Below are 21,490 nucleotides of genomic sequence, written 5' to 3'. Positions count from 1 at the left end.
ATAAAAATCAATGAAGCGTAATCTTGATGTTGTTGTTATTTCGGATGTGCATTTAGGAACTTTTGGTTGCAAAGCACAAGAGCTGTTAGCTTATCTACAGTCAATCAATCCAAAAAAAATTATTCTCAATGGTGATATTGTGGATATTTGGAATTTTAAGAAAAGTTATTTCCCAGAAACGCATCTTCAAATTATTAGTTATTTGTTAAATCTTTCAGAACAAGGAATTCCAATCGTTTATATAACAGGAAATCATGACGAATTGTTACGTAAATTTACCACAATGCGTTTTGGAAATATTCTTTTAACGGATAAATATATGTTGAAACAAAATGATAAAGTCGCTTGGATTTTTCATGGAGATGTGTTTGATGCATCGATTCAACATTCGAAATGGATTGCGAAATTAGGTGGTTGGGGTTATGATAAATTAATTCAGTTGAATTATTTTATCAATAAATGTTTAGAGTTTTTTGGAAGAGAACGTTATTCGTTATCTCAAAAGATTAAAAATTCAGTGAAAAAAGCGGTGAAGCATATCAATGATTTTGAACAAACTGCTGCCGAATTAGCGATCGAAAATGAATATGATTATGTAGTTTGTGGACATATTCATCAACCACAATTGCGAAAAGTAAAAACGGATAAAGGAATTTGTGTTTATATGAATTCGGGGGATTGGATTGAGAATTTATCTGCTTTAGAATGTGTAGACGGAAATTGGTCAGTGTTTTATTTTGAAGAACATAAACATACTTTGATGCAAAATTTAGAAGAAATCGAGTTCAATTATTCGTTAGATGAACTGATTGTTTCAATTCTCAATAAAAAATAAATGAAAATTTTATACGCTTTGCAAGGAACAGGAAATGGACATTTGGCTCGTGCGCAAAAAATGTTACCAATCCTTGAAGAATATGGAGATTTGAATGTTTTTGTGAGTGGTTCTAATTCACAATTACAACTCGAAAATTATCAATTTAAACATCACAATGGCTTGTCGTTGTTTTATAATCAGCTTGGGAAAGTTTCGTATAAACGAATTTTTAAGGAGAATAGTTTTAAATCTTTTTGGAATGAAGTGAATCATTTTCCAATTGAAAAATATGATTTAATTATTAATGATTTTGAGCCAATTACGGCACATGCAGCTCGAAAGAAAAAGATAAATATTGTTGGTTTGAGTCATCAAGCTTCATTTTTATTTGATGAAACACCAACAGTGAAAAATAAAACGGGCGAAACGATTTTAAAATATTACGCACCAACTTCTAAGTATTACGGTTTTCATTTCGAAGAATATAATGATGCTATTTTTTTACCAATCATTCGAGATAAAATTAGAGCATTGCGTCCAAAACGAAAAGATTACTATTTGGTGTATTTACCAAGTTTTCATCCAACAGAAATTATGGAGAAATTATCACTGATTAAAGATTCAAAATGGAAAGTTTTTTCACCTTTTGTGAAAGATGTTACGCGTCAATTTAATGTTCAAATTTATCCAATTGATGAACGTCTTTTTACTAGAACTTTAGAAAATTGTAAAGGAGTTTTGTGCGGTGCTGGTTTCGAATTGCCTGCCGAAAGTATTTATCTTAAAAAGAAGCTTTTTGTGATTCCGATTAAAGGTCAATACGAACAATTATGTAATTGCGAAGCTTTAAAAATGATTGGCGTTGATTATTCATATGATTTGAATGTAGCACAATTGCAACGTTGGGTGGATTCGAATAAAATTATTGAGAAAGATTTCCCAGATCAAACCGAAGAAATCATTCAGAAAGTAATTTTAGAAGCATCCCATTAATTATTTTTCCAGAAAGCAGGCGTAAATAAAATTAAGATTGTATAAAGCTCTAATCGTCCCAAAACCATTAAAAAACAACATAATAATTTTGCACTATCCGTTAAAGAATTCATTGAAGTACCCGGACCAAATTCGCCAATTCCCGGACCTACGTTTCCTAAAGTGGAAGCAGTTAATGTTAAAGAGGCCAAAATATCTTGGAAACTCATTGTTATACCATAATTCAAAAGCGCAAACAAAATAGAACTCACAATCCATGTAAACATAAACATGACAAAGAATGCCATGACGTGGAAAACAATAGATTGGTTAAGCGAACGATTGTTATAACGAACAGGAATAATTGCGTTTGGGTGTAAAATACGCTTAAATTCGATCCAACTATTTTTTAATAAAATGACGTGTCTAATAACTGTAATTCCTCCAGATGTAGAACCTGCCGAACCTCCGATGAAGAACAAAGAGAAGAAAATAAGTGTGGTTACGGTTAACCAACTTGTGTAATCTTCCATTGCCAAAGCTGTTGTAGATGCGATAGATACAACGTGGAATAATGAACTTCTGAATGAATGTTCGAAATTAAACCACGAATAGGTTTCGACGGAATAACTAGGGTAAATATTGAAAAATAATACAACAAAAACGATAAATGTAACGACAGCAAGTAAACCAACCCACCAACGGAATTCTTCATTTTTCCATACTTTTTTGAATTGTCCTTTAATCAATAAATAAATCAATGCGAAGTTTGTTCCGCCCAAAAACATCATCACGATTAATATATATTGAATAAAAATATTGTTATTCCAATACATCAAACCTTCATTCTTAGTAGAAAAACCTGCCGTTGCAATCACACTCATCGAATGATTTGCAGCATCAAATAAATTCATTCCACCAAAATAAAGCAACATCGCAAAAAAAGCAGTTAAGCCTAAATAAACTAACCAAAGGTTTTTTGCTGTTTCTGTAATTCGAGGGTGAATTTTATCCGTATAAATTCCAGGCGCTTCTGCCATAAAAAGCTGTCGACCACCAATTCCAAGAAACGGTAAAATCGCAATCGTCAAAACGATAATCCCCATACCACCAATCCAATTGGTTGTACTTCGCCAAAATAATATACTTTTTGGGAGACTTTCTACATCATCATAAATTGATGTCCCAGTCGCTGTATAACCAGAAACGGTTTCGTAAATAATGTTGACAAAACTAAAATTTTCATTGATGATATGATCGTTTGGTAGAAATATTAACGAGGTAACATAGGGTAAACACCCCGAAAGAATCAAGAAAAGCCATCCGACACAAACCACGATATAACCTTCGCGTTTGTTGATGTGTTTTCTTCTGTCACGCGTAAAATACATCATTGCAGCTCCCGACAATCCCACTAAACTCCCCGAAACTAAAAAAGGGTAGAGTAGATGATCATTAAAATAAATGCTGACACATGTTGCAATAAACATAAAGAGCGCATTTAATAGTAATAAAACACCCGAAAGATTCAGGATTACTTTGATGTTAAGTGATTTCATTATTTAAAATATTTGGTCACTTTTGGAATTAAATTCGCTTGACTAAAAACAACGACGTGATCTTTTGGTTCGATAATGAAATCTTTTGTTGGAATAAATCCATCATTTCTGCGAACAATTCCAGCAATAATAGCACCTTCTTTAAACGGAAAATCGCTTACTTTTTTGAATGCGATTTCAGAATTTTCGTGAATACGGAATTCTAAAACTTCAGCATCTAAATCAGAAATTCCTGTTACATCCATCACAGAACCTTGTCGAATATAACGGAAAATACTATCTGCGGTTAAGAGTTTTTTATTGATAAAAGCGTTAATTCCAACTTCTTGACTAAGATGTATATAGTCGATATTTTCGACCAAAGCAATTGTTTTTTTAACGCCTTTTGATTTTGCCAAAAGACATGACATAATATTCGTTTCCGAACTTCCTGTCACAGCGATAAAAGCATCCGAATCAGAAATACCTTCTTCCAATAACAATTCTCCATCTCGACCATCACCATTGATAATCAAAATGTTATTTAAATCGTCAGCTAAATCAAAAGCTTTGTTTCGATTGATTTCTAATAACTTAACATTGTGCTTGTTATCTTTTAAAAGTTTGGCAACTTTGACACCAATACTTCCTCCTCCTAAAACAATTACATTTTTGAAATATTCTTGTTTCTTTCCAAGGATTTTATAAACTTCTAAAATTCCAGCTTTTTTGACAATAAAATAAACGTGATCATCTATTCTAAATTCAGTTTCGGCTTCGGGAATAATGGTTTGATATTCGCCACGTTCGTTGCTACGAATTATTGCAATTGGCATCAAAAGATTGTCTTCGCCACCTTTCGTCGTCAAATACATGTCTTTGTACTGCTTGTCCAAAATTTTACAATCCGCATCCAAAACAGTTCCAACCATAAAAAGTTGACCATTTGCAAAGGGATGCATCGCATTGAAAGCAGATTGTTGAACAAGAGAATAAATCTCATCAGCCGCTAATTTCTCAGGACTAATTAATGCATCAATTCCCATTCCTTGAACCCAAAATTGATTTTCTTTGTAAAGAAATTCAGGATTCGAAATTCGAGCTAATGTGCGTTTTGCCCCTAAATCTTTCGCAATCGAAGCACTTGTAAGGTTTGTGTTTTGAAGATGAGTGACCGATATAAAAATATCTGTATCATCAATTCCAACTTCTCGCAAAGCCTTGAAAGAAGTGATATCACCACGATAAGCCATTACATCTAACGAGTTTTCGATCATCAACAACTTGTCCTTGTCCATGTCCATGATGACGATGTCGTTCATTTCATTAGAAAGTAATTTAGCCAAATGAAAACCAACTTCTCCAGCACCTCCGATTAATATTTTCATGAAAGAAATTTAGGATAAAACTATTTTGACGTTTCTTTTTGTCCCATTAACATTAGGAACGATTTCAAGAATTCGTCTATATCACCGTTCATTACAGCATCCACATTACCTGTTTCAGTTCCTGTTCTGACGTCTTTTACCAATTTGTATGGATGCATCACATAATTACGAATTTGAGAACCCCATTCGATTTTCATCTTATTTGCCTCGATCTCATTACGTGCAGCCATTTTTTTCTCTAACTCAATCTTATACAATTCAGATTTTAACATCTCCATTGCACGTTCGCGATTGGCTAACTGAGAACGTTCAACCTGACAAACAACTACAATCCCAGTTGGTTTGTGCGTTAACTGAACTTTAGTTTCTACCTTATTTACATTTTGCCCTCCAGCTCCTCCAGAACGAGACGTTTGTAATTCGATATCAGCAGGATTGATTTCAATCTCGATTGTATCATCCACAATTGGGGAAACATAAACCGAAACGAAACTTGTGTGACGCTTTGCATTACTATCAAAAGGCGAAATACGCACCAAACGATGCACACCATTTTCTCCTTTTAGATAACCAAAAGCAAATTCGCCATCAACTTCTAATGTTACCGTTTTTACACCTGTAACATCACCCGCTTGATAGTTTAATTCTTTTACTTTATATCCATGTTTTTCGGCCCACATCAAATACATACGCAACAACATAGAAGCCCAATCACAAGATTCTGTACCTCCAGCTCCCGCAGTAATTTGAAGAATTGCACCAAGATTATCTCCTTCTTCTGAAAGCATATTCTTGAATTCTATATCTTCTAAAAGCTTAGCAACAACAGTATATTGTTCCATAACTTCTTCGTCACTTACCTCGCCTTCGCGGTTAAATTCTACTAAAACTTCGACATCATTTACTGCATTTGCAATCGTTTGGTATTCATCAATCCATTTCTTTTTACCACGTAAAACTTTCATAAAAGCTTCGGCTTCTTTCGGGTTGTTCCAAAATTCAGGTGAAGCAGCGTGTTCTTCTTCATTTTGAACTTCGATTTCTTTTTGTTCGATTTCCAAATATTCGTGCAAATCTTGTGTACGTTTTTGGATGTCTTTTAGTAATTCGTTGTTAAACATAATTGCAAATGTATAAAAATAGGGGATTTTATGAACACGAGGTTAAGCATTAATCACTTTATCATCTTTTCCGTTCCAAGAAAGAATTTTATAAGTAAAACCGTCTTCCGTTTTAATTTCTTGGTCTTTCAGCATCAAAAAAGTATCGTCCCAATCACCATCATCATAACTAATTACCCAGAATAATTGGTTGAACAACAAACCTTCCAAAATATACAAAAGTTCCTCAACAGAATCTACTTCGTAAGTTGTAAAAGGAAAAGAAGATTTGATCCAAATCTTATCATCATCCGAAGTCTGAATATAAAGATCACCAAAAGTCGATTTGTATTCATTCTCGATATGGAATTCTAATAATTCGGTATCTTTTTTGTGAAGCCCTGTAAAATCTGGAATTGCTTCAATGATTTGATTGTATATTTTGATTGAAAAATCGTTCATCTTTCTAAAATTAGCTTGCAAAAATAAACGATATTATCTAATTCTGACACGATATTTATGTTCAATAAATCGAAAAAAGTTAAATAATTTGTATTCAAAATCATAACCATAGTCAACAGAAGGATCTAAATCTATACTTACTGCATACAAATCTGGATTATATGTCATTGGTTGCATATGTCGTTGATTCCAAATCATCACATATTGGCGATTTTTTTGTTCGTAATATTCTTTTGAATAATATTCTTTGGGTAATGCAGTTGTTTTTAAATAAATATCATATTGAGGATCAAATACAACAATATCATAACCGCCATCTTCATTCGGCTCGAATTTTAATGAATTCTCATCTTTATTCGGCACTGAATTTTGTGTGGATTGATTGGTTGTACAAGCAAAAAATAGGAGAGAAACGCTGAAGAATAAAAATAGCTTTTTCATAATTTTTTAATTTGATTAAATATATTGAAAAATAACGATATTAAGTGTTTATATCTACATTTACACTTATATTCTAATAATTTAGAATTACATGAATAGTAGTTCTGAAATATAAATGTTTATTTCATATTATTTATATATATATCTAAGAGACATTGAAAAATTATCATCATGAAATTTATTAATTTAATATTTTATAAGATATAATTTTGGTATAAATATAAAGTTTAAGTTAAAAATGTAACTTTATAGCAATAGTTCTTAAAGTTATCCCGAGATTGTATCCGATAGCAGATTCTAACTCTGTTATCTAAAATATATATGACAAATCACTTTATAGGAATAGGAAAATATATTCCAACTGAAAAAATATCAAATCATTTTTTTGAAGAACATCAATTTTTTAATGAACAAGGAGAAATTTTAGATCAAAATAATGCTACAATTTCGCATAAATTAAAACAAATAACAGGAATAGAAGAACGTCGATATGCCAGAAAAGATCAAGTAACATCAGACTTAGGCTATATGGCAGCTGCTTCAGCCATCACAAATGCAAATATCGACGCAGAAACTATTGATTATATTATATTCGCTCATAATTTTGGAGATGTAAAACACGATACGATTCAGTCTGATATGGTGCCAAGTCTTGCTGCAAGAGTAAAAAATTTATTGAAAATTCAAAATCCTTATTGTGTTGCTTACGATGTTATTTTTGGTTGTCCAGGTTGGGTAGAAGGTGTTATACAAGCCAATGCATTTATAAAAGCTGGATTAGCAAAAAGATGTTTGGTAATTGGTGCTGAAACTCTTTCGAGAGTAGTAGATGAACACGACCGAGATACAATGATATATGCAGATGGCGCTGGTGCAGCAATATTAGAAGCTTCTACAAACAATAAAGGAATACAAGCCCATTTATCTGCCTCTTATGCAAACGAAGAAAAAGATTATCTGTTTTTTGGAAAATCGTATAATTCAGAAAAATGTCCGAATACCAAATACATCAAAATGTATGGTAGAAAAATCTATGAGTTTGCTTTATCCAAAGTACCTTTAGCAATGAAAAAATGTGTTGATGATAGCTCATATAATATTGACGATATCAGTAAAATAGTGATTCATCAAGCCAACGAAAAAATGGACGAAGCAATCGTAAAACGCTTTTATAGTTTATATGATCAAGATGTGCCAAAAAATATTATGCCAATGAATATTCATAAACTTGGCAATAGTAGTGTGGCAACAATTCCAATTCTTTTGAAAATGATTATGGATAATGATTTAGAAAATCACCAGATAAATGAAGGCGATGTGGTATTATTTGCATCTGTTGGCGCAGGCATGAATATAAACACGTTTATTTACCAATTTTAACGATATCAATCATGATAAGTTCTAATCACAATTAGATTAGAACTTTTTATCATATAGAATTCTCTAGAAATTAATACCATTTAATTCATTAAAACTTATTACCTTTGCAACGTACTTAAGAAGATATTTTGTCTTAATAGTTTACAATTGTATTCTTTATTTTACTTTTTTTAATTCACTAATTGACCTAGTCAATATAATTTTAACTTCTGTTTTCTAAAACGTATACTTGTAAGTTTTACTACATTATAATATAAATGTTGTCGGATAATTAATTCATGTTTTCTTAGGTTTTATCAGTATTAAAAACAAAAAATCTATACAAACATTTATGGCAGATTCTACATCTAAAAAAGAAAATAGCAAAAAGAAAGCTTTAAAAAAATTAGAAAAATTAAACAAAAGAGAGAATAGAAAAGAGAATAACAACAAAGGAAAATCATTAGAAGATATGATTGTCTATGTTGATGTACTTGGTAATTTTACAGATGTACCACCTCATTTACAAGACAAAGAAGCCGATTTGCTGAATAATAAAAGATTTGAATCTGATAACAGAGATGTTTTTATAGAAGGTATGGTTGATATCTACAACGATTCAAAAGGTTTTGGTTTTATTAAAGTACCAGCTTCTAACGATAAAATCTTCTTCCACTTCAAAGAATCAAAAGAATTACTTAAAGTAGGAGATCAAGTACAGTTCAAAAAAGAAATGTCTGAAAAAGGATTCAGAGCAATTCAAATATCAAAAAAATAAATTAATTAAATATACAACTATGCAAGAAGGAACAGTAAAATTCTTCAACGAATCAAAAGGGTTTGGTTTTATCTCTAACGCAAACGGAGGTGAAGATGTTTTTGTACATGTTTCTGGATTAATTGACAAAGTAAATGAAAATGATCAAGTTACTTTTGATATTGAAAAAGGAAAAAAAGGTCTTATGGCTGTTAATGTAAAAAGAAAATAAAAAAATAATCCTTATATAAGGATTCTTTTTTTTGAACTATATTTAATTTCTAAAAGAGTATTTATGTACACAATATTACATAATTCGCGTTGCGGAAAAAGTAGAGATGCAGTAAAGGTTTTGGAAGAGTCTGGAAAAGATTTTGAAATAAGAGAATATTTGAAAGAGCCTTTGACGAAAGATGAATTGAGAACTATTTTAACAAGACTAAATCTAAAACCAATTGATATAGTAAGGACAAATGAAGAAGATTGGAAAATAAATTTTAAAGGAAATGAACTTTCTGATGATGAAATTTTGAATGCTTTGGTTGAATATCCAAAATTGATTCAACGTCCAATAGTGACAGATGGAAAAAGTGGAATAGTAGGTCGTCCAAAAGAATTGGTAGAAAATTTTATTAAATAAAAATGGTTTGATAATTGTAAGTATTTCTAAGACTAAACATAAAAAGCTATGAAAATTTTAGATGCATTAACAAAAAATCAAACGGAGAAAGGAACTAAAATAGGTTTATTAACAACAGCCGCTACAACGGGAGTAACGGTAGCTAAATTTTTGGGAAAACGTTCAATATATGGAATAATTGGTGGAGTAGCCGTAACATTGGCTGCAGAATATATCCGAAAAAAATATGAAAAGAAAGTTGAAGCTGAAAACGAAACTATTTTAGAGAATAAATAAAAAAAGAGTTTTGAAAAAAACTCTTTTTTGTATTATATATTTTTGTTTTGTTCTTCTGCATCACCAACCATATTTCGAACAATTCCTGGATTCGAATGTTTTTTCTTCATTTTCAAATTCAAGAATTCGACTAAAACAGAGAAGCCCATGGCAAAATAAATGTATCCTTTCGAAATGTGTTGATCAAACCCTTCTGCTAATAACGAAACGCCGATTAATAATAAGAATGATAAAGCCAACATTTTAACCGTTGGATGATCGTTCACAAATTTAGAAACCGCACTTGCTGAAAGCATCATAACTGCAACAGCAATAATTACAGCCGCAATCATAACCTCAATATGTTCTGCCATACCAACTGCTGTAATTACAGAATCTAATGAGAAAACAATATCTAAAATTAAGATTTGTACGATAGTTCCTGCAAAAGAATGGACTTTCACTTTTCCTCCGGTTTCTTCAACACCTTCTATTTTGTGGTGAATTTCTACAGTCGATTTATAAATCAAGAATAATCCTCCGATTAGTAAAATCAAATCTCGACCAGAGATTGCTAATTTTTCTAACCATTCGGTTGAAGTAATGCCAATCCATTCGCCAATATTGAATAGAGGAGTGGTAAGACTCATGACCCAACTTAGTGAGAATAAAAGGATAACACGTGTAAACATGGCTAAAAATAAACCAAGCTGTTGTGCTTTCTTTTGTTGATGTGCAGGCAATTTTCCTGACAAAATAGAAATAAAAACAATATTATCAATCCCTAAAACGATTTCTAACATTGTTAATGTAAATAATGCAACTAATGCATCTGGTTGTAAAAAAATACTAAAATCCATCGATTAATTTTGAAGTTTCGAAAATACAACGAAGAATAAGAATTAAAGTTTGAGTAATAATTATTTAATGTTAATTTAATATTAGAACTTATACAAAATTATTTACAGATTAAATCAATCAAATCGTTTTAGCAATATAGAATTAAACTTTACTTTTGCGAAAAAGACTTAGAATGATTTCAAAAGTTCAACTTCGGTTGCAGTTTCTCGTACTTCTTTGGGGATTTACAGGAGTTTTCGGAAAATTAGTTACAATGAGTGCGTTGTCAATGGTTTGGTATCGTGTTCTTATTGGGGCTATTGCTGTTTTTATTTATATGAAGTTCAGAAAAATGGATTTCAAGGTAACTAAAAACGAATTGTTGAAATTACTTGCTATCGGTGGAATTGTAGGAATACATTGGTTTACATTTTATTTGTCGATTAAACTTTCTAATATCTCAATTGCGTTGAGTACGTTGTCGATGGGCGCGCTTTTTAGTGCGATTTTAGAACCTATTTTTTTTAAACGAAAAATTAATCTGCTCGAAATAATTCTTGCTATAATCGTTTCCACTTGTGTAGCTGTTATTTTTAATGCATCACCAGAAGATTATAAATTGGGAATTATCATTGGTATTTTGTGTAGTTTTCTATCGGCATTATTTGCAGTTCTTAATTCGAGATTACCAAAGTCAATCAAACCAACTAAAGTTACTTTATACGAAATGATTGGTGGAGTTATCACACTTTCGGTGGTAATGATTCTTTTTCAGCCAGAAGCTATTTCTGAAGTTGTAAATATAAGTTGGTCAAACTTAGGATGGTTGACTTTGCTTGGCGTCATTTTTACAGCTTTTGCACAAATAGAATCAGTTGATTTGCTGAAACATGTTAGTGCTTTTACGTTGATGTTGAACGTAAATTTAGAACCAGTTTATGGCATCATTTTGGCAAGTCTTATTTTTGGAGATTCAGAACATATGAATCCTATATTTTATATTGCTACAGGGGTAATGGTACTTTCTATCATTATGAACGGAATATTAAAAACAAGATTTTCTAAATAATTTATTGTCAAAAAGACGCATTTGTTTTAAAGAATGCTTATCATTTAATATCTTTGCTTCAATTGAAAAGTAAACCATAATCACATGATACACTCTATTATTACAGGTGTTGGGCATTATGTTCCCGAAAGAGTTGTTACAAACTTTGATTTAGCTGAAGTGATGGATACCAATGACGAATGGATTCAGGAACGTACAGGGATTGTCGAAAGAAGACATATCGAGCCAGGTTCTAAGATTTCGTCTACAGATTTGGGAGTTATTGCGGCTAAAAATGCGTTAGAAGATGCAGGAATCACTGCTCAAGATATTGATTTTATATTATTTGCGACTTTATCTCCCGATTATTATTTTCCTGGAAATGGTGTATTGGTGCAAAAAGAGTTAGGTTGTCGTACAATTGGGGCAATGGATATTCGTAACCAGTGTTCTGGCTTTGTATATGCGTTATCAACGGCTGATGCTTTTATAAAAGCAGGAGTTTACAAAAATATTTTGGTGATTGGAGCAGAAGTGCACTCATTCGGATTGGATATGTCGGATGAAGGTCGTGGCGTTTCAGTAATTTTTGGAGATGGAGCAGGAGCAGTAATTGTTTCGGCAACGGAAGAAGAAGGACGTGGAATTTTATCGACTAATTTACATTCTGAAGGTGAATTTGCCGAAGAATTAGCAGTTACTTTCCCTGGAACAAAAACAGGTTGGTCAGACGAATTATTGAAAGAAGGTAATACGTTAACTAAAAAAGAGATTTATCCATATATGAATGGGAACTATGTTTTCAAGCATGCGGTAACTCGTTTTCCAGAATCAATTATCGAAGCTTTATCGACTGCGAATAAAAAGCCAGAAGATTTAGATTTATTTATTCCACATCAGGCGAATTTGCGTATTTCTCAATTTGTACAAAAACAATTGGGATTACCAGATGAGAAAGTTTATAACAATATTATGCGTTACGGAAATACTACGGCAGCATCTATTCCTATTGCATTGAGTGAAGCAAAACAAGAAGGTAAAATCAAAAAAGGTGACTTAGTAATGATGACTGCTTTTGGAGCAGGATTTACATGGGGCTCTGTTTTGATGAACTGGTAAGTAAGTTTGAATTTAGATTTACAAATTTAGAATATAAAAAAAACCTTCACTTTTTAGTGAGGGTTTTTTGGTTATATTTGATTGATTTAAAAAATTATTAATGAAATATTTATTGATTCTCATAATTGGTTTAATGAGTTGTTCGCAACATAAAATATCAAAAAATGTAAAGGATCAAGATTATATCTTTTTTCTCCATAATAAATATTTAGAAACGCATAACGATGGAGATTATGATACAGTCTATAAAACTAAAATTGAGTATTCTAAAGTTTTGAATTCATTCAAGAAAGACGGTTTTATTGTGATTAGTGAGAAAAGAAAGCCGAAAACAGACGGAATAAAATATGCAAAAAAGGTTGTTAAGCAAATTGATAGTTTGATTAATACAGGTGTTAAACCTAATCATATTACGGTTGTAGGAACTTCGAAAGGTGGTTACATTGCGCAATATGTATCAACTTTTAAAAATAATCCTCAAATCAACTATGTATTTATTGGTTCGTTTCAAGAAAGTGATTTAGAAGAAATGCCTGATATAAAATTTTCTGGAAATGTTTTAACCATTTACGAGAAGTCTGATGCATTTGGCGTTTCAGCTATAAAACGTAAAGAAAATTCAACCAATAAAATCAATCATTTCAAAGAAATTGAATTAAATAATGGCTTAAAGCATGGTTTTCTTTATAAAGCTCTTGATGAATGGATTGAACCAAGTAAAAAATGGGCGAGGAGAAATTATGATTTTAAATAAATGATTCATTTATAATTTTTCCTAAAAATCACTCGAACTGACAATTTTTATTCAATCTGTACAAGAAATATCTTATACAAAAAAAGGTTAGACTCTAAAAAAAATAGAATCTAACCCAAGTTTATTTTGTTACTTAAATACTATAAGAAATGGTGATATTAAGATTTCCTTACTTCAATTTTTTAGCAACATACATTTTTTCTGCTAATTGAACAGCTTTGTACGCATCAACAACACCGCCTGTTACAGAAATATCTGTTAAAGCAGGATTTTTGTTGACAGATTCTAACAATATTTGTTTGATATCTGTTGCAGTTAATTTAGGATAATGTGCCCAAACCAAAGCCGCAACTCCTGCTACAACTGGAGAAGCCATAGAAGTTCCGCTTTCATTTTTGTATTCCCCATCTTTATTAGGAACAGTAGAATATATTTCATTTCCTGGCGCAAAAACATCTACAGACTTTTTACCAAAATTAGAAAAACTTGCTCTTAAATTGTCATTATCCATTGTATTTGCTCCAACTGTAATTACGTTTTTAGAAACTTCTACACCTTTGTCGTCATAAACGGTAGGGAAGTGAATTTCGTCATCAATATTTACGTTTTCATTTCCTGCAGCTTTAATCAATAAAAGACCTTTTTTCTCAGCATATTTAAATGCATCCCAAACAATTTGTTTATCAGGAGAATAAGCTTTTCCAAAAGACATATTTAAGATTTTTGCTCCATTATCTGCTGCATAACGAATGGCATTCGCAACATCTTTATCACGTTCGTCTCCATTTGGAACTGTACGAACTGACATGATTTTTACATAACCATTTCCAGCGATTCCATCCATTCCAATTCCGTTACCAGATTTTGCTGCAATAATTCCAGAAACGTGTGTTCCGTGCATAGAATCAGGGCCATCTACATCATTATTTCCGTAAAAACGTTCTGATTTATCAGCATAATTATCACCAACAATTGGACGAGGATCTAATTCTGTATTCAAGTTAATTTCAACTTGTTCTTTGTAGTATTTTGTTCCTTCTGAAATTTCATTTCCAACTTCTGTTAAGAAATCTTTCATTGATTTTCCTTCCCAAGCTTCTTTCGGAACCATACCAAAAATAATCATCCCTTGTTGTGCTTCTTTAGAAACAGGTTTAAAAGACATCATATTTTTTTCATTCAACTCTTTTTCGCCCCATTCTTTAATCAAAGCAGGAAATGCAACTGAGAAAATATCATTCATCTGCACATATTGCGCTGCATTTTGTTTTGCTTCGGCTAATTTATTTTCGAACTCAGGTTTTATTTTTTGATATTCTTCCAATTCTTTTGGGAATTTTGTTTTGTTAGAAGCTGCATCTTTACTTTTTTCGAATAAATCGCGGTATTTTACAAAAAGACGTGTTAACTCTAATGTATCTCCATCAACATTTTTACCATCTTTTCCTCCAATAAAATTCCAACCATGAATATCATCAACATAACCATTCTTGTCATCATCAATTCCATTTCCAGCAATTTCTTTGGTGTTTGTCCAAATATTATCTTTTAAATCTGGGTGAGTAATCTCAACTCCAGAATCTAAAACACCAACAATTAACTGTGAAGGTTTACGTTTTTTTGATTCTAAAAATTGTAAAGCTTTTTGAGTATTTACACCATAAACACCACTTTCTTCTAAAGATTCGTGTTGCCAATATTTTTGATCAACTTTAGGCAATGGTAGAGCAGTTGTCGTTTCTTGTGCGAACGATGCCACACCAACAAACATGGCAACTGATATACTTAATAAGAATTTTTTCATAATTGATTTATCTATATGTCGAGAAACAACCGAAATTGTTACATCTAAAATTATCTCGAGTTTAAACGCAAAAAAGGCTCCAAAATTTGAAGCCTTTTTATAATGTTGTGTTAAATTTAAAATTATTTCAATTTACGTTGTTTGTAAATTTCTTCAGCTTTTTGTACAGCTTTGTAAGAATCTACAACACCTCCAGCAACAGAAATCTCTTTTAATTGCTCATTTTTATTAACTGTTTCCATTAAGATATTACGAATATCTTCTGCAGTTAATTTTGGATAATGTGACCAAACCAACGCTGCAACACCAGCAACAGCAGGTGAAGCCATAGAAGTTCCGTTTAAGAAACGATATTGATCAACCCCTGGATATGTTGCATAAATCTCTTGTCCTGGTCCAAAAACATCTACCGATTTTTTACCATAGTTAGAGAAACGAGCTTTTAAAGCATTTGGATCTTTAGTAGAAGCACCAACCGTAAGAACAGATTTAGAAACAACATTTCCATTTCTAAAATTAGTTGGATAATGTACATGAACATCAATATCTTCGTTGCTATTTCCAGCCGCTTTAACGATTAAAACACCTTTATCAGAAGCATATTTGAACGCATCCCAAACTAAATCTGCATCAGGAGAATAAGGTTTTCCGAAAGACATATTCAAGATTTTTGCTCCATTGTCAACTGCGTAGTAAATTGCATTTGCAACATCTTTATCGCGTTCGTCTCCATTTGGAACTGTACGAACCGACATAATTTTTACATTATTTCCTCCAGTCGTTCCTTCAGAACCGATATTATTTCCTCTTACAGCACCGATAATTCCAGCAACGTGAGTTCCGTGAGAAGATTCAGGTCCGTTAGAATCACTGTTTCCATAAAAACGCTCTTTTTTATCATTTGGATTGTCAACATCTTTACGATCAACCAAATCTAAATTTAAGTGAGAAGATAAAGCATCTCCCTTCGCAGCACGACGAGCAGCTCCTAAATAGGTATTCGAAACTTCTTTCATCGTTTTTCCAATCCATTGCTCTTCTTTCAATTCACCAAAAATCCATAAAGCTTCTAAGATTTGAGAATCTGTTGGTTGGTAATTTTTTAAAATATCTTTAGTTAATTTAGTATCTCCAAATTCAAGAACCATTTTATTTACACCACCTTCAACAGCATTCAATTTAGATTGAGCAACTTGTTGGTTATATTTTGCTTTTCCTACAGCGCTTAAATATTCTTTTTCAATTTTTTGAAATTCAGCATATTCAGTAGGATTTTTTACAATAGCTTCATGATTTTTCTTTTGATCGAAAGTTGCGTATTTAGATGATAAAGCTTTGTAAACACGTGTTAATTCAGTGGTATCATCATTGTAATTGATTCCTTTTGCTGTTCCTAAAAAAGACCATCCATGTACGTCATCAATGTAACCATTTTTGTCATCATCGATTCCGTTTCCTGGAATTTCTTTTGGATTTGACCACATATTTGCTTTCAAATCTTCGTGAAAATTTTCAACACCGCTGTCCAAAACTCCTACAATAATTGTATTTGCTTTTCTTTTGTTGTCTTTTAAGAATTGTAAAGCTTGATCAGTATTTACACCATAAACACCTGTTTGTTCTACACCTGCATGATACCATTTTTCTTTTGGTACTTCTGTTGTTTGTGCTTGAACAAACCCTAATGTAAAGGCAAATCCTAAAGCAATAAATAATTTTCTCATGTTGTTATTTTATTAAGTTTTTTAAATATACTGCGGCACTTGGTCCTTCGCTAAAAAGTAAATCTAAGATACTCAAACCTTCTATAAACTCAAATTTATCATCAAAAACTTGTGCATATTCTGGTAGGTTATACTGAGGTGCTTTTTTAGCAGAAAATTGATTTCTGAAATCATTTTCAGGATTTAAATCTTGATATGTTTCAGTTTTAGAAATCTCCAAATCTAAGCTTAATTTCTTGTTGATGAAATCAATTGTTTTTAGATTAAAATCTAAAAGAAATTTCTCTTTTTGTTCTAAAATTGGAATAATTTCATCTTCATAATATTCAAAATATGGAGAACTTTGATAAGCTGACTTTAAAGATTTGATGTGTTCTTTTTGCCAATCATATTCATAAGAAGGTTGCAAATCTTTGAACAAACGTGTTCCGTTGTGTAAAATTGGAATATTCAACATTAATTTACCATTTGCACCCAAAATATACATGCGGTTACGGTAAGTTTGCTTTTGAAAATTTTCTTGAACTTCGATATCCAAAGTTTGGCTTTTTACCATTTCTGCATAGTAATCAATCGGTCCAAAATAAAAAGCTGCAAACGTATTTTTCATTCTATTATTTTATATGGAAATGTGCATTACAAGTAGCTTATAATGCACATTTATAGTGTTGTTAATTTTATAATTTAGAGGATTTTAATCGCTCTTTTTATTAATATTTGTTCTTCTTTTTCTCTTTACGAGCTTTTACAATATCATATCCAATCCAACCAATTAAGGCAATTAGAACATAAATTCCGTAAGAAGTTTTGTCAGGATTATCATTATTAATTGATGTAAAGAAACGATTCCAAATAAATTTCTTAGGAGCAGCAGGCTCGAACATTCCGTTCATATTTGCCCAAATCATAATAGGACGACCAATAATATGATCTTCTCCAACATAACCAAAGAAACGTGCATCTAATGATTGATTTCTGTTATCACCAACCATAAAATAGTAATTTTGTTTGATTTCGTATTTATCTGTTTTTTGATCATTGATAAATACATCAAACTTACCGTTTGTAGAATCAACTCTTAATGTATTGTTTTCATAGCGACGAATAATGTTAATATATTGCGCTAAAGTCTCTTTGTTAACATCAACTACATCACCTTTTTTCGGAATGTATAAAGGTCCGTATTGATCAGGATTCCAGTTTTTGTTTACTGGAAAAATAGTGTTTGTACTATCAATTTTTCCATTTACAATATGTTCCGTTTTTTCACCTACAGGTTGTAAAATAGGTTCAACAGAAACTACATTTGCATTAGATTTCATTGCTGTAACATGAGCATCAGTCAAAGCTGCAAATTGATAAATAAATGTTCCGTCGCTTTGTTTTGCAGCATTATAATCTGTACTTATGATTCCAAAATTATCGTATAATAATTTATCACTGAAAGGAGTTTTTACAACAACTGTATAAGCATGCTGAACTTGTGCATCTTTTTTCGGAATGAATTTTTTATCGTTTACATATAAAACTCCATTACGAATCTGTACAGTTTCTCCTGGTAAACCAACTAAACGTTTTACATAAGCATCTTTACGATCGATCGCATTGTAAATAGAATCTGTAGGATAGTTGAAGACAACAATGTCGTTCGATTTTAAATCTCTCCAACCTGGAATACGCATATAAGGTAGGCGTGCTTTGTCGATAAAACCATCACGGTAAATAAATTCTGAGAATGGAATTCCGATTGGTGTCATAGGAACACGCGCTCCGTGACTTACTTTTTCTACAAATAAAGCATCACCAATTTTGATTGTATTTTCCATCGATCCTGTTGGAACAATCATTGGTTGAATAAACCAGTTATGAACCAAAGTTGCTAAAACAAGGGCAAAAATTAAGGAAGAAACAAATGTTGGTTTGCGTTTTTCTGGACCTAAATATTTTGGATTATCAGAATAATTAACCGCAAAAATGTATAAACCTAAAGTCAAAACCATAATGACTTTGTCTTTTGTTTCAATTTTTCCGTAAGAATCTCCTAAATCAACAAAGAATACTAACCAAAAAATAGGACCAACAATTGGCAAATAAAATAGAATAATCCACCATTTTGGACGATGAATAATTTCTAAACCTTTCCAGATATTTAGAAAAGGAATATAAGCTTGAATTGCTTGCTTTCCAGCATTTTTATATAATTTCCAAGTTGCAGCTCCAAAGATTATATTGGCAATAATAAAACCAATTAACCAGTAAATTAGTACATGCATAAGTTTTTGATATTTAGTATTTTAATTTAGTTCAGTTCAAGTACATCTTTCATTGTGAAAACACCTTGTTTATTCCAAATCCATTCCGCAGCAATCACGGCACCTAAGGCAAAACCTTTGCGAGAATGCGCCGTATGAGAAATCTCAATAGTATCTACATCAGAGTTATATTGTACGATATGTGTTCCGGGAACATCTTCGATTCTTTTTGCTTCAACTGGAATAATGTCTTTTGCTTTTTCGTCCATCGACCAAGAATTATATGTTGAATTGTCAATAATTCCTTCTGCAATTGTAATCGCTGTTCCAGAAGGTGCATCAAGCTTTTGTGTATGATGAATTTCTTCTAGATTAATTTGGTATTCGTTACGATATTTATTCATCATTCGAGCTAAAATAGAATTTAATTCGAAGAATAAATTAACGCCCAAACTAAAGTTAGAAGCATATAAAAAAGCGGTGTTATTTGAAATTGCTAAATGATTAATTTCTTCTTGTTTATCTAACCATCCTGTTGTTCCACAAATTGTTGCGATTTTATTTTCAAGTAATACTTTAAGGTTGTCGTAAGCGAATTCTGGTCTCGAAAATTCTATTGCAACTTCAACATTATTTAATTCTTCCGCAAGTGGAGTACGAGATATTTTAAGTACAACTTCGTGTCCGCGTTGAATTAAAATTTCTTCAATGGCTTTTCCCATTTTTCCGTATCCTATTAATGCAATTTTCATCTGTAATTTCTAAAATTTTAAGTTAAATGCCAATCCTAAAACTGGCTCTAATGTCATTTCATCTTGAATGACTGTTGGTTTGAATGACATTTCTGTGTCATTACGAACTGTGAATAAATGCGCATCTACTGTTGCATCTACAATATTTAATAAATAAGCTAATGCAGTTAAAGCGACACTATAATCGCGTTTTCGTTTGTAATCATCTTGAATAACTGCCAATTGCTCTGCAGATAAAATTCCTGTGAATTCGTTTGGTGTTCCTTCTCTTACCGCAATATAAGCTTTTCGGTATTTTTTGTACAAATTATTGTAATAAATCGTAAAACCTGTTCCTGTACCTACTAAACCAAGCGCAATAGGTGCTTTTAACCATTTTTTGTTATACAATTGTCCAGCACCAGGTAAAATAGCCGAATACAAAGAGGCTCTAATTGGACTTTTCTCCATTAATGCTTCTTTAGTTACGCTCATTGTATCGTTTACAATAACATTATTTTCGACAACGACTAAAGAATCCGTTTTAACTTGACCGAAAGCAAACGTCGAAGAGATCGTTAATCCAAGTAAGAATGCTTTAATTCTCATTTAAAAATTTTCTTAATCGTTCAAACTCATCATCAGAAGTAAAATTCAAAATTATTTTACCTTTTCCATTATTTGCACGTTTTATTTCAACTTTCGTATTCAATGAATTTGAAATAGAACTTAATGCTTCTTTGTACTGAGAAGGTAATTCATTTGTTGCTTTTTTCTCAGGTTTACCTTCTTTTATCGATTTGATTAAACGTTCTGTATCGCGAACAGATAAATTGTTTTTGACAATTTTTTCGTAAATATCAAATTGTAAATCAGTATCATCAATAGCCATTAAAGCGCGACCGTGTCCCATTGAAATCATTCCGTCACGAATTCCTGTTTGGATAATTGGGTCTAATTTTAATAAACGCAAATAATTGGTAATAGACGTTCTGTCTTTCCCAACACGTTTACTTAATTCTTCTTGTGTTAACTTGATTTCATCAATCAATTGTTGGTAAGAAAGCGCAATCTCGATCGCATCTAAATCTTGACGCTGAATATTTTCGACCAATGCCATTTCCAGCATTTCTTGGTCATTTGCTAAACGTACATAAGCTGGAATTGTTTTTTTACCAGCTAATTGTGAAGCGCGAAAACGTCTTTCACCAGAAATCAATTCATATTCACCAGTTGGTTTTTTACGAATCGTAATCGGTTGAATAACGCCTAATGTTTGAATAGACGAAACCAATTCCTCTAAAGCTTTTTTATCGAAATTAGTTCGTGGCTGCCAAGGATTCGCGGTGATTTTTTCTAAATCTATTTCCAAAATGTTTCCAACCAATTTCTTTGCACCTTCATCTTGTGCTGTTTTTACAGTTGGTTCATCCTTTAATAGAGCAGATAATCCACGTCCTAAGCGATTATTTTTGTTTGGCTTTGCCAT

23 protein-coding genes are annotated in these 21,490 nt (G+C 31.8%); 10 read left to right on the top strand and 13 right to left on the bottom strand.

The window, feature by feature from the left end:
* The first annotated feature begins 10 nt into the window (after positions 1 to 10).
* Entirely contained in the window at positions 11 to 835 is an 825-nt protein-coding gene (locus B4E59_RS05105) for a UDP-2,3-diacylglucosamine diphosphatase (RefSeq protein ID WP_038335849.1), read from the top strand.
* A complete protein-coding gene (locus B4E59_RS05100; protein ID WP_286494924.1) occupies positions 836 to 1,810 on the top strand; it encodes a glycosyltransferase family protein in 975 nt (324 codons plus the stop codon). It begins immediately after the preceding gene.
* Here the strand turns inward: B4E59_RS05100 and B4E59_RS05095 are convergent.
* From B4E59_RS05095 to B4E59_RS05075, 5 genes are read right to left on the bottom strand one after another with little or no spacing between them, the layout of a single operon-like run.
* Positions 1,807 to 3,348 (bottom strand): TrkH family potassium uptake protein, encoded by a 1,542-nt coding sequence (locus B4E59_RS05095; RefSeq protein WP_291051805.1) that lies wholly within the window; start codon positions 3,346 to 3,348, stop codon positions 1,807 to 1,809. The genes B4E59_RS05100 and B4E59_RS05095 overlap by 4 nt on opposite strands.
* Positions 3,348 to 4,715 carry a Trk system potassium transporter TrkA gene (trkA, locus tag B4E59_RS05090; RefSeq protein ID WP_180906656.1) on the bottom strand — a complete coding sequence of 456 codons (1,368 nt, stop codon included), beginning with the start codon at positions 4,713 to 4,715 and terminating at the stop codon, positions 3,348 to 3,350. The genes B4E59_RS05095 and trkA overlap by 1 nt, the downstream gene beginning before the upstream one ends.
* A 20-nt stretch (positions 4,716 to 4,735) precedes the next feature.
* A complete protein-coding gene (gene prfB, locus B4E59_RS05085) occupies positions 4,736 to 5,836 on the bottom strand; it encodes a peptide chain release factor 2 (protein ID WP_286494922.1) in 1,101 nt (366 codons plus the stop codon).
* A gap of 42 nt (positions 5,837 to 5,878) precedes the next feature.
* Positions 5,879 to 6,277, bottom strand: a complete 399-nt coding sequence (locus tag B4E59_RS05080; protein WP_038335837.1) for a hypothetical protein — start codon at positions 6,275 to 6,277, stop codon at positions 5,879 to 5,881.
* Between the two features lie 33 nt (positions 6,278 to 6,310).
* Complete coding sequence (locus B4E59_RS05075; protein ID WP_291051800.1) at positions 6,311 to 6,718, bottom strand: DUF6146 family protein; 408 nt, start codon at positions 6,716 to 6,718, stop codon at positions 6,311 to 6,313.
* A 321-nt stretch (positions 6,719 to 7,039) separates the two neighbouring features.
* On the opposite strand from B4E59_RS05075, the gene B4E59_RS05070 reads away from it, so the two are divergent.
* The 5 genes from B4E59_RS05070 to B4E59_RS05050 all read left to right on the top strand — a co-directional run bounded on the left by B4E59_RS05070 (position 7,040) and on the right by B4E59_RS05050 (position 9,750).
* On the top strand, positions 7,040 to 8,098 hold the full coding sequence (locus B4E59_RS05070; protein WP_286494921.1) for a 3-oxoacyl-ACP synthase III family protein: 1,059 nt from the start codon (positions 7,040 to 7,042) through the stop codon (positions 8,096 to 8,098).
* Between the two features lie 331 nt (positions 8,099 to 8,429).
* Positions 8,430 to 8,855 (top strand): cold shock domain-containing protein, encoded by a 426-nt coding sequence (locus B4E59_RS05065; RefSeq protein WP_038335861.1) that lies wholly within the window; start codon positions 8,430 to 8,432, stop codon positions 8,853 to 8,855.
* Positions 8,856 to 8,874: 19 nt separating this feature from the next.
* Positions 8,875 to 9,066 (top strand): cold-shock protein, encoded by a 192-nt coding sequence (locus B4E59_RS05060; protein WP_135837000.1) that lies wholly within the window; start codon positions 8,875 to 8,877, stop codon positions 9,064 to 9,066.
* A gap of 63 nt (positions 9,067 to 9,129) precedes the next feature.
* Positions 9,130 to 9,474: an arsenate reductase family protein gene (locus B4E59_RS05055; RefSeq protein WP_286494920.1), complete on the top strand. Its 345-nt coding sequence runs from the start codon at positions 9,130 to 9,132 to the stop codon at positions 9,472 to 9,474.
* Between the two features lie 48 nt (positions 9,475 to 9,522).
* A complete protein-coding gene (locus B4E59_RS05050) occupies positions 9,523 to 9,750 on the top strand; it encodes a hypothetical protein (RefSeq protein ID WP_125350054.1) in 228 nt (75 codons plus the stop codon).
* A 32-nt stretch (positions 9,751 to 9,782) separates the two neighbouring features.
* On the opposite strand, the gene B4E59_RS05045 is transcribed toward B4E59_RS05050, so the two are convergent.
* Positions 9,783 to 10,589: a TerC family protein gene (locus B4E59_RS05045; protein WP_125350055.1), complete on the bottom strand. Its 807-nt coding sequence runs from the start codon at positions 10,587 to 10,589 to the stop codon at positions 9,783 to 9,785.
* 173 nt (positions 10,590 to 10,762) lie between these two features.
* Between B4E59_RS05045 and B4E59_RS05040 the strand changes: the two genes are divergently transcribed.
* The 3 genes from B4E59_RS05040 (at position 10,763) to B4E59_RS05030 (ending at position 13,490) form a co-directional block, all read left to right on the top strand.
* Positions 10,763 to 11,638, top strand: a complete 876-nt coding sequence (locus tag B4E59_RS05040; protein WP_286494919.1) for a DMT family transporter — start codon at positions 10,763 to 10,765, stop codon at positions 11,636 to 11,638.
* 84 nt (positions 11,639 to 11,722) lie between these two features.
* Positions 11,723 to 12,736, top strand: a complete 1,014-nt coding sequence (locus B4E59_RS05035) for a beta-ketoacyl-ACP synthase III (RefSeq protein WP_286494918.1) — start codon at positions 11,723 to 11,725, stop codon at positions 12,734 to 12,736.
* 100 nt (positions 12,737 to 12,836) lie between these two features.
* Positions 12,837 to 13,490, top strand: a complete 654-nt coding sequence (locus tag B4E59_RS05030) for an alpha/beta hydrolase family protein (RefSeq protein WP_219033984.1) — start codon at positions 12,837 to 12,839, stop codon at positions 13,488 to 13,490.
* A gap of 169 nt (positions 13,491 to 13,659) precedes the next feature.
* On the opposite strand, the gene B4E59_RS05025 is transcribed toward B4E59_RS05030, so the two are convergent.
* The 7 genes from B4E59_RS05025 to B4E59_RS04995 form a co-directional block, all read right to left on the bottom strand.
* The gene (locus B4E59_RS05025; RefSeq protein WP_219033983.1) at positions 13,660 to 15,294 is read right to left on the bottom strand and encodes a S8 family peptidase; all 1,635 of its coding nucleotides are present in this window, start codon (positions 15,292 to 15,294) and stop codon (positions 13,660 to 13,662) included.
* A gap of 122 nt (positions 15,295 to 15,416) precedes the next feature.
* Entirely contained in the window at positions 15,417 to 17,018 is a 1,602-nt protein-coding gene (locus B4E59_RS05020; protein WP_291051797.1) for a S8 family serine peptidase, read from the bottom strand.
* Between the two features lie 4 nt (positions 17,019 to 17,022).
* Complete coding sequence (locus B4E59_RS05015) at positions 17,023 to 17,628, bottom strand: WbqC family protein (protein ID WP_180904454.1); 606 nt, start codon at positions 17,626 to 17,628, stop codon at positions 17,023 to 17,025.
* Between the two features lie 100 nt (positions 17,629 to 17,728).
* Positions 17,729 to 19,291 (bottom strand): signal peptidase I, encoded by a 1,563-nt coding sequence (gene lepB, locus B4E59_RS05010; protein WP_219033981.1) that lies wholly within the window; start codon positions 19,289 to 19,291, stop codon positions 17,729 to 17,731.
* Between the two features lie 26 nt (positions 19,292 to 19,317).
* Complete coding sequence (gene dapB, locus B4E59_RS05005) at positions 19,318 to 20,022, bottom strand: 4-hydroxy-tetrahydrodipicolinate reductase (protein ID WP_115000386.1); 705 nt, start codon at positions 20,020 to 20,022, stop codon at positions 19,318 to 19,320.
* A gap of 9 nt (positions 20,023 to 20,031) precedes the next feature.
* Positions 20,032 to 20,610 (bottom strand): DUF5683 domain-containing protein, encoded by a 579-nt coding sequence (locus B4E59_RS05000; protein ID WP_180904451.1) that lies wholly within the window; start codon positions 20,608 to 20,610, stop codon positions 20,032 to 20,034.
* A complete protein-coding gene (locus tag B4E59_RS04995) occupies positions 20,600 to 21,490 on the bottom strand; it encodes a ParB/RepB/Spo0J family partition protein (protein ID WP_038330580.1) in 891 nt (296 codons plus the stop codon). Before B4E59_RS04995 ends, B4E59_RS05000 begins: the two co-directional genes overlap by 11 nt.

Source organism: Empedobacter sp. UBA2044 (genome assembly GCF_002333005.1).
GTDB classification, from domain to species: domain Bacteria; phylum Bacteroidota; class Bacteroidia; order Flavobacteriales; family Weeksellaceae; genus Empedobacter; species Empedobacter falsenii_B.
This window is presented reverse-complemented; position numbering and strand designations above follow the sequence as displayed.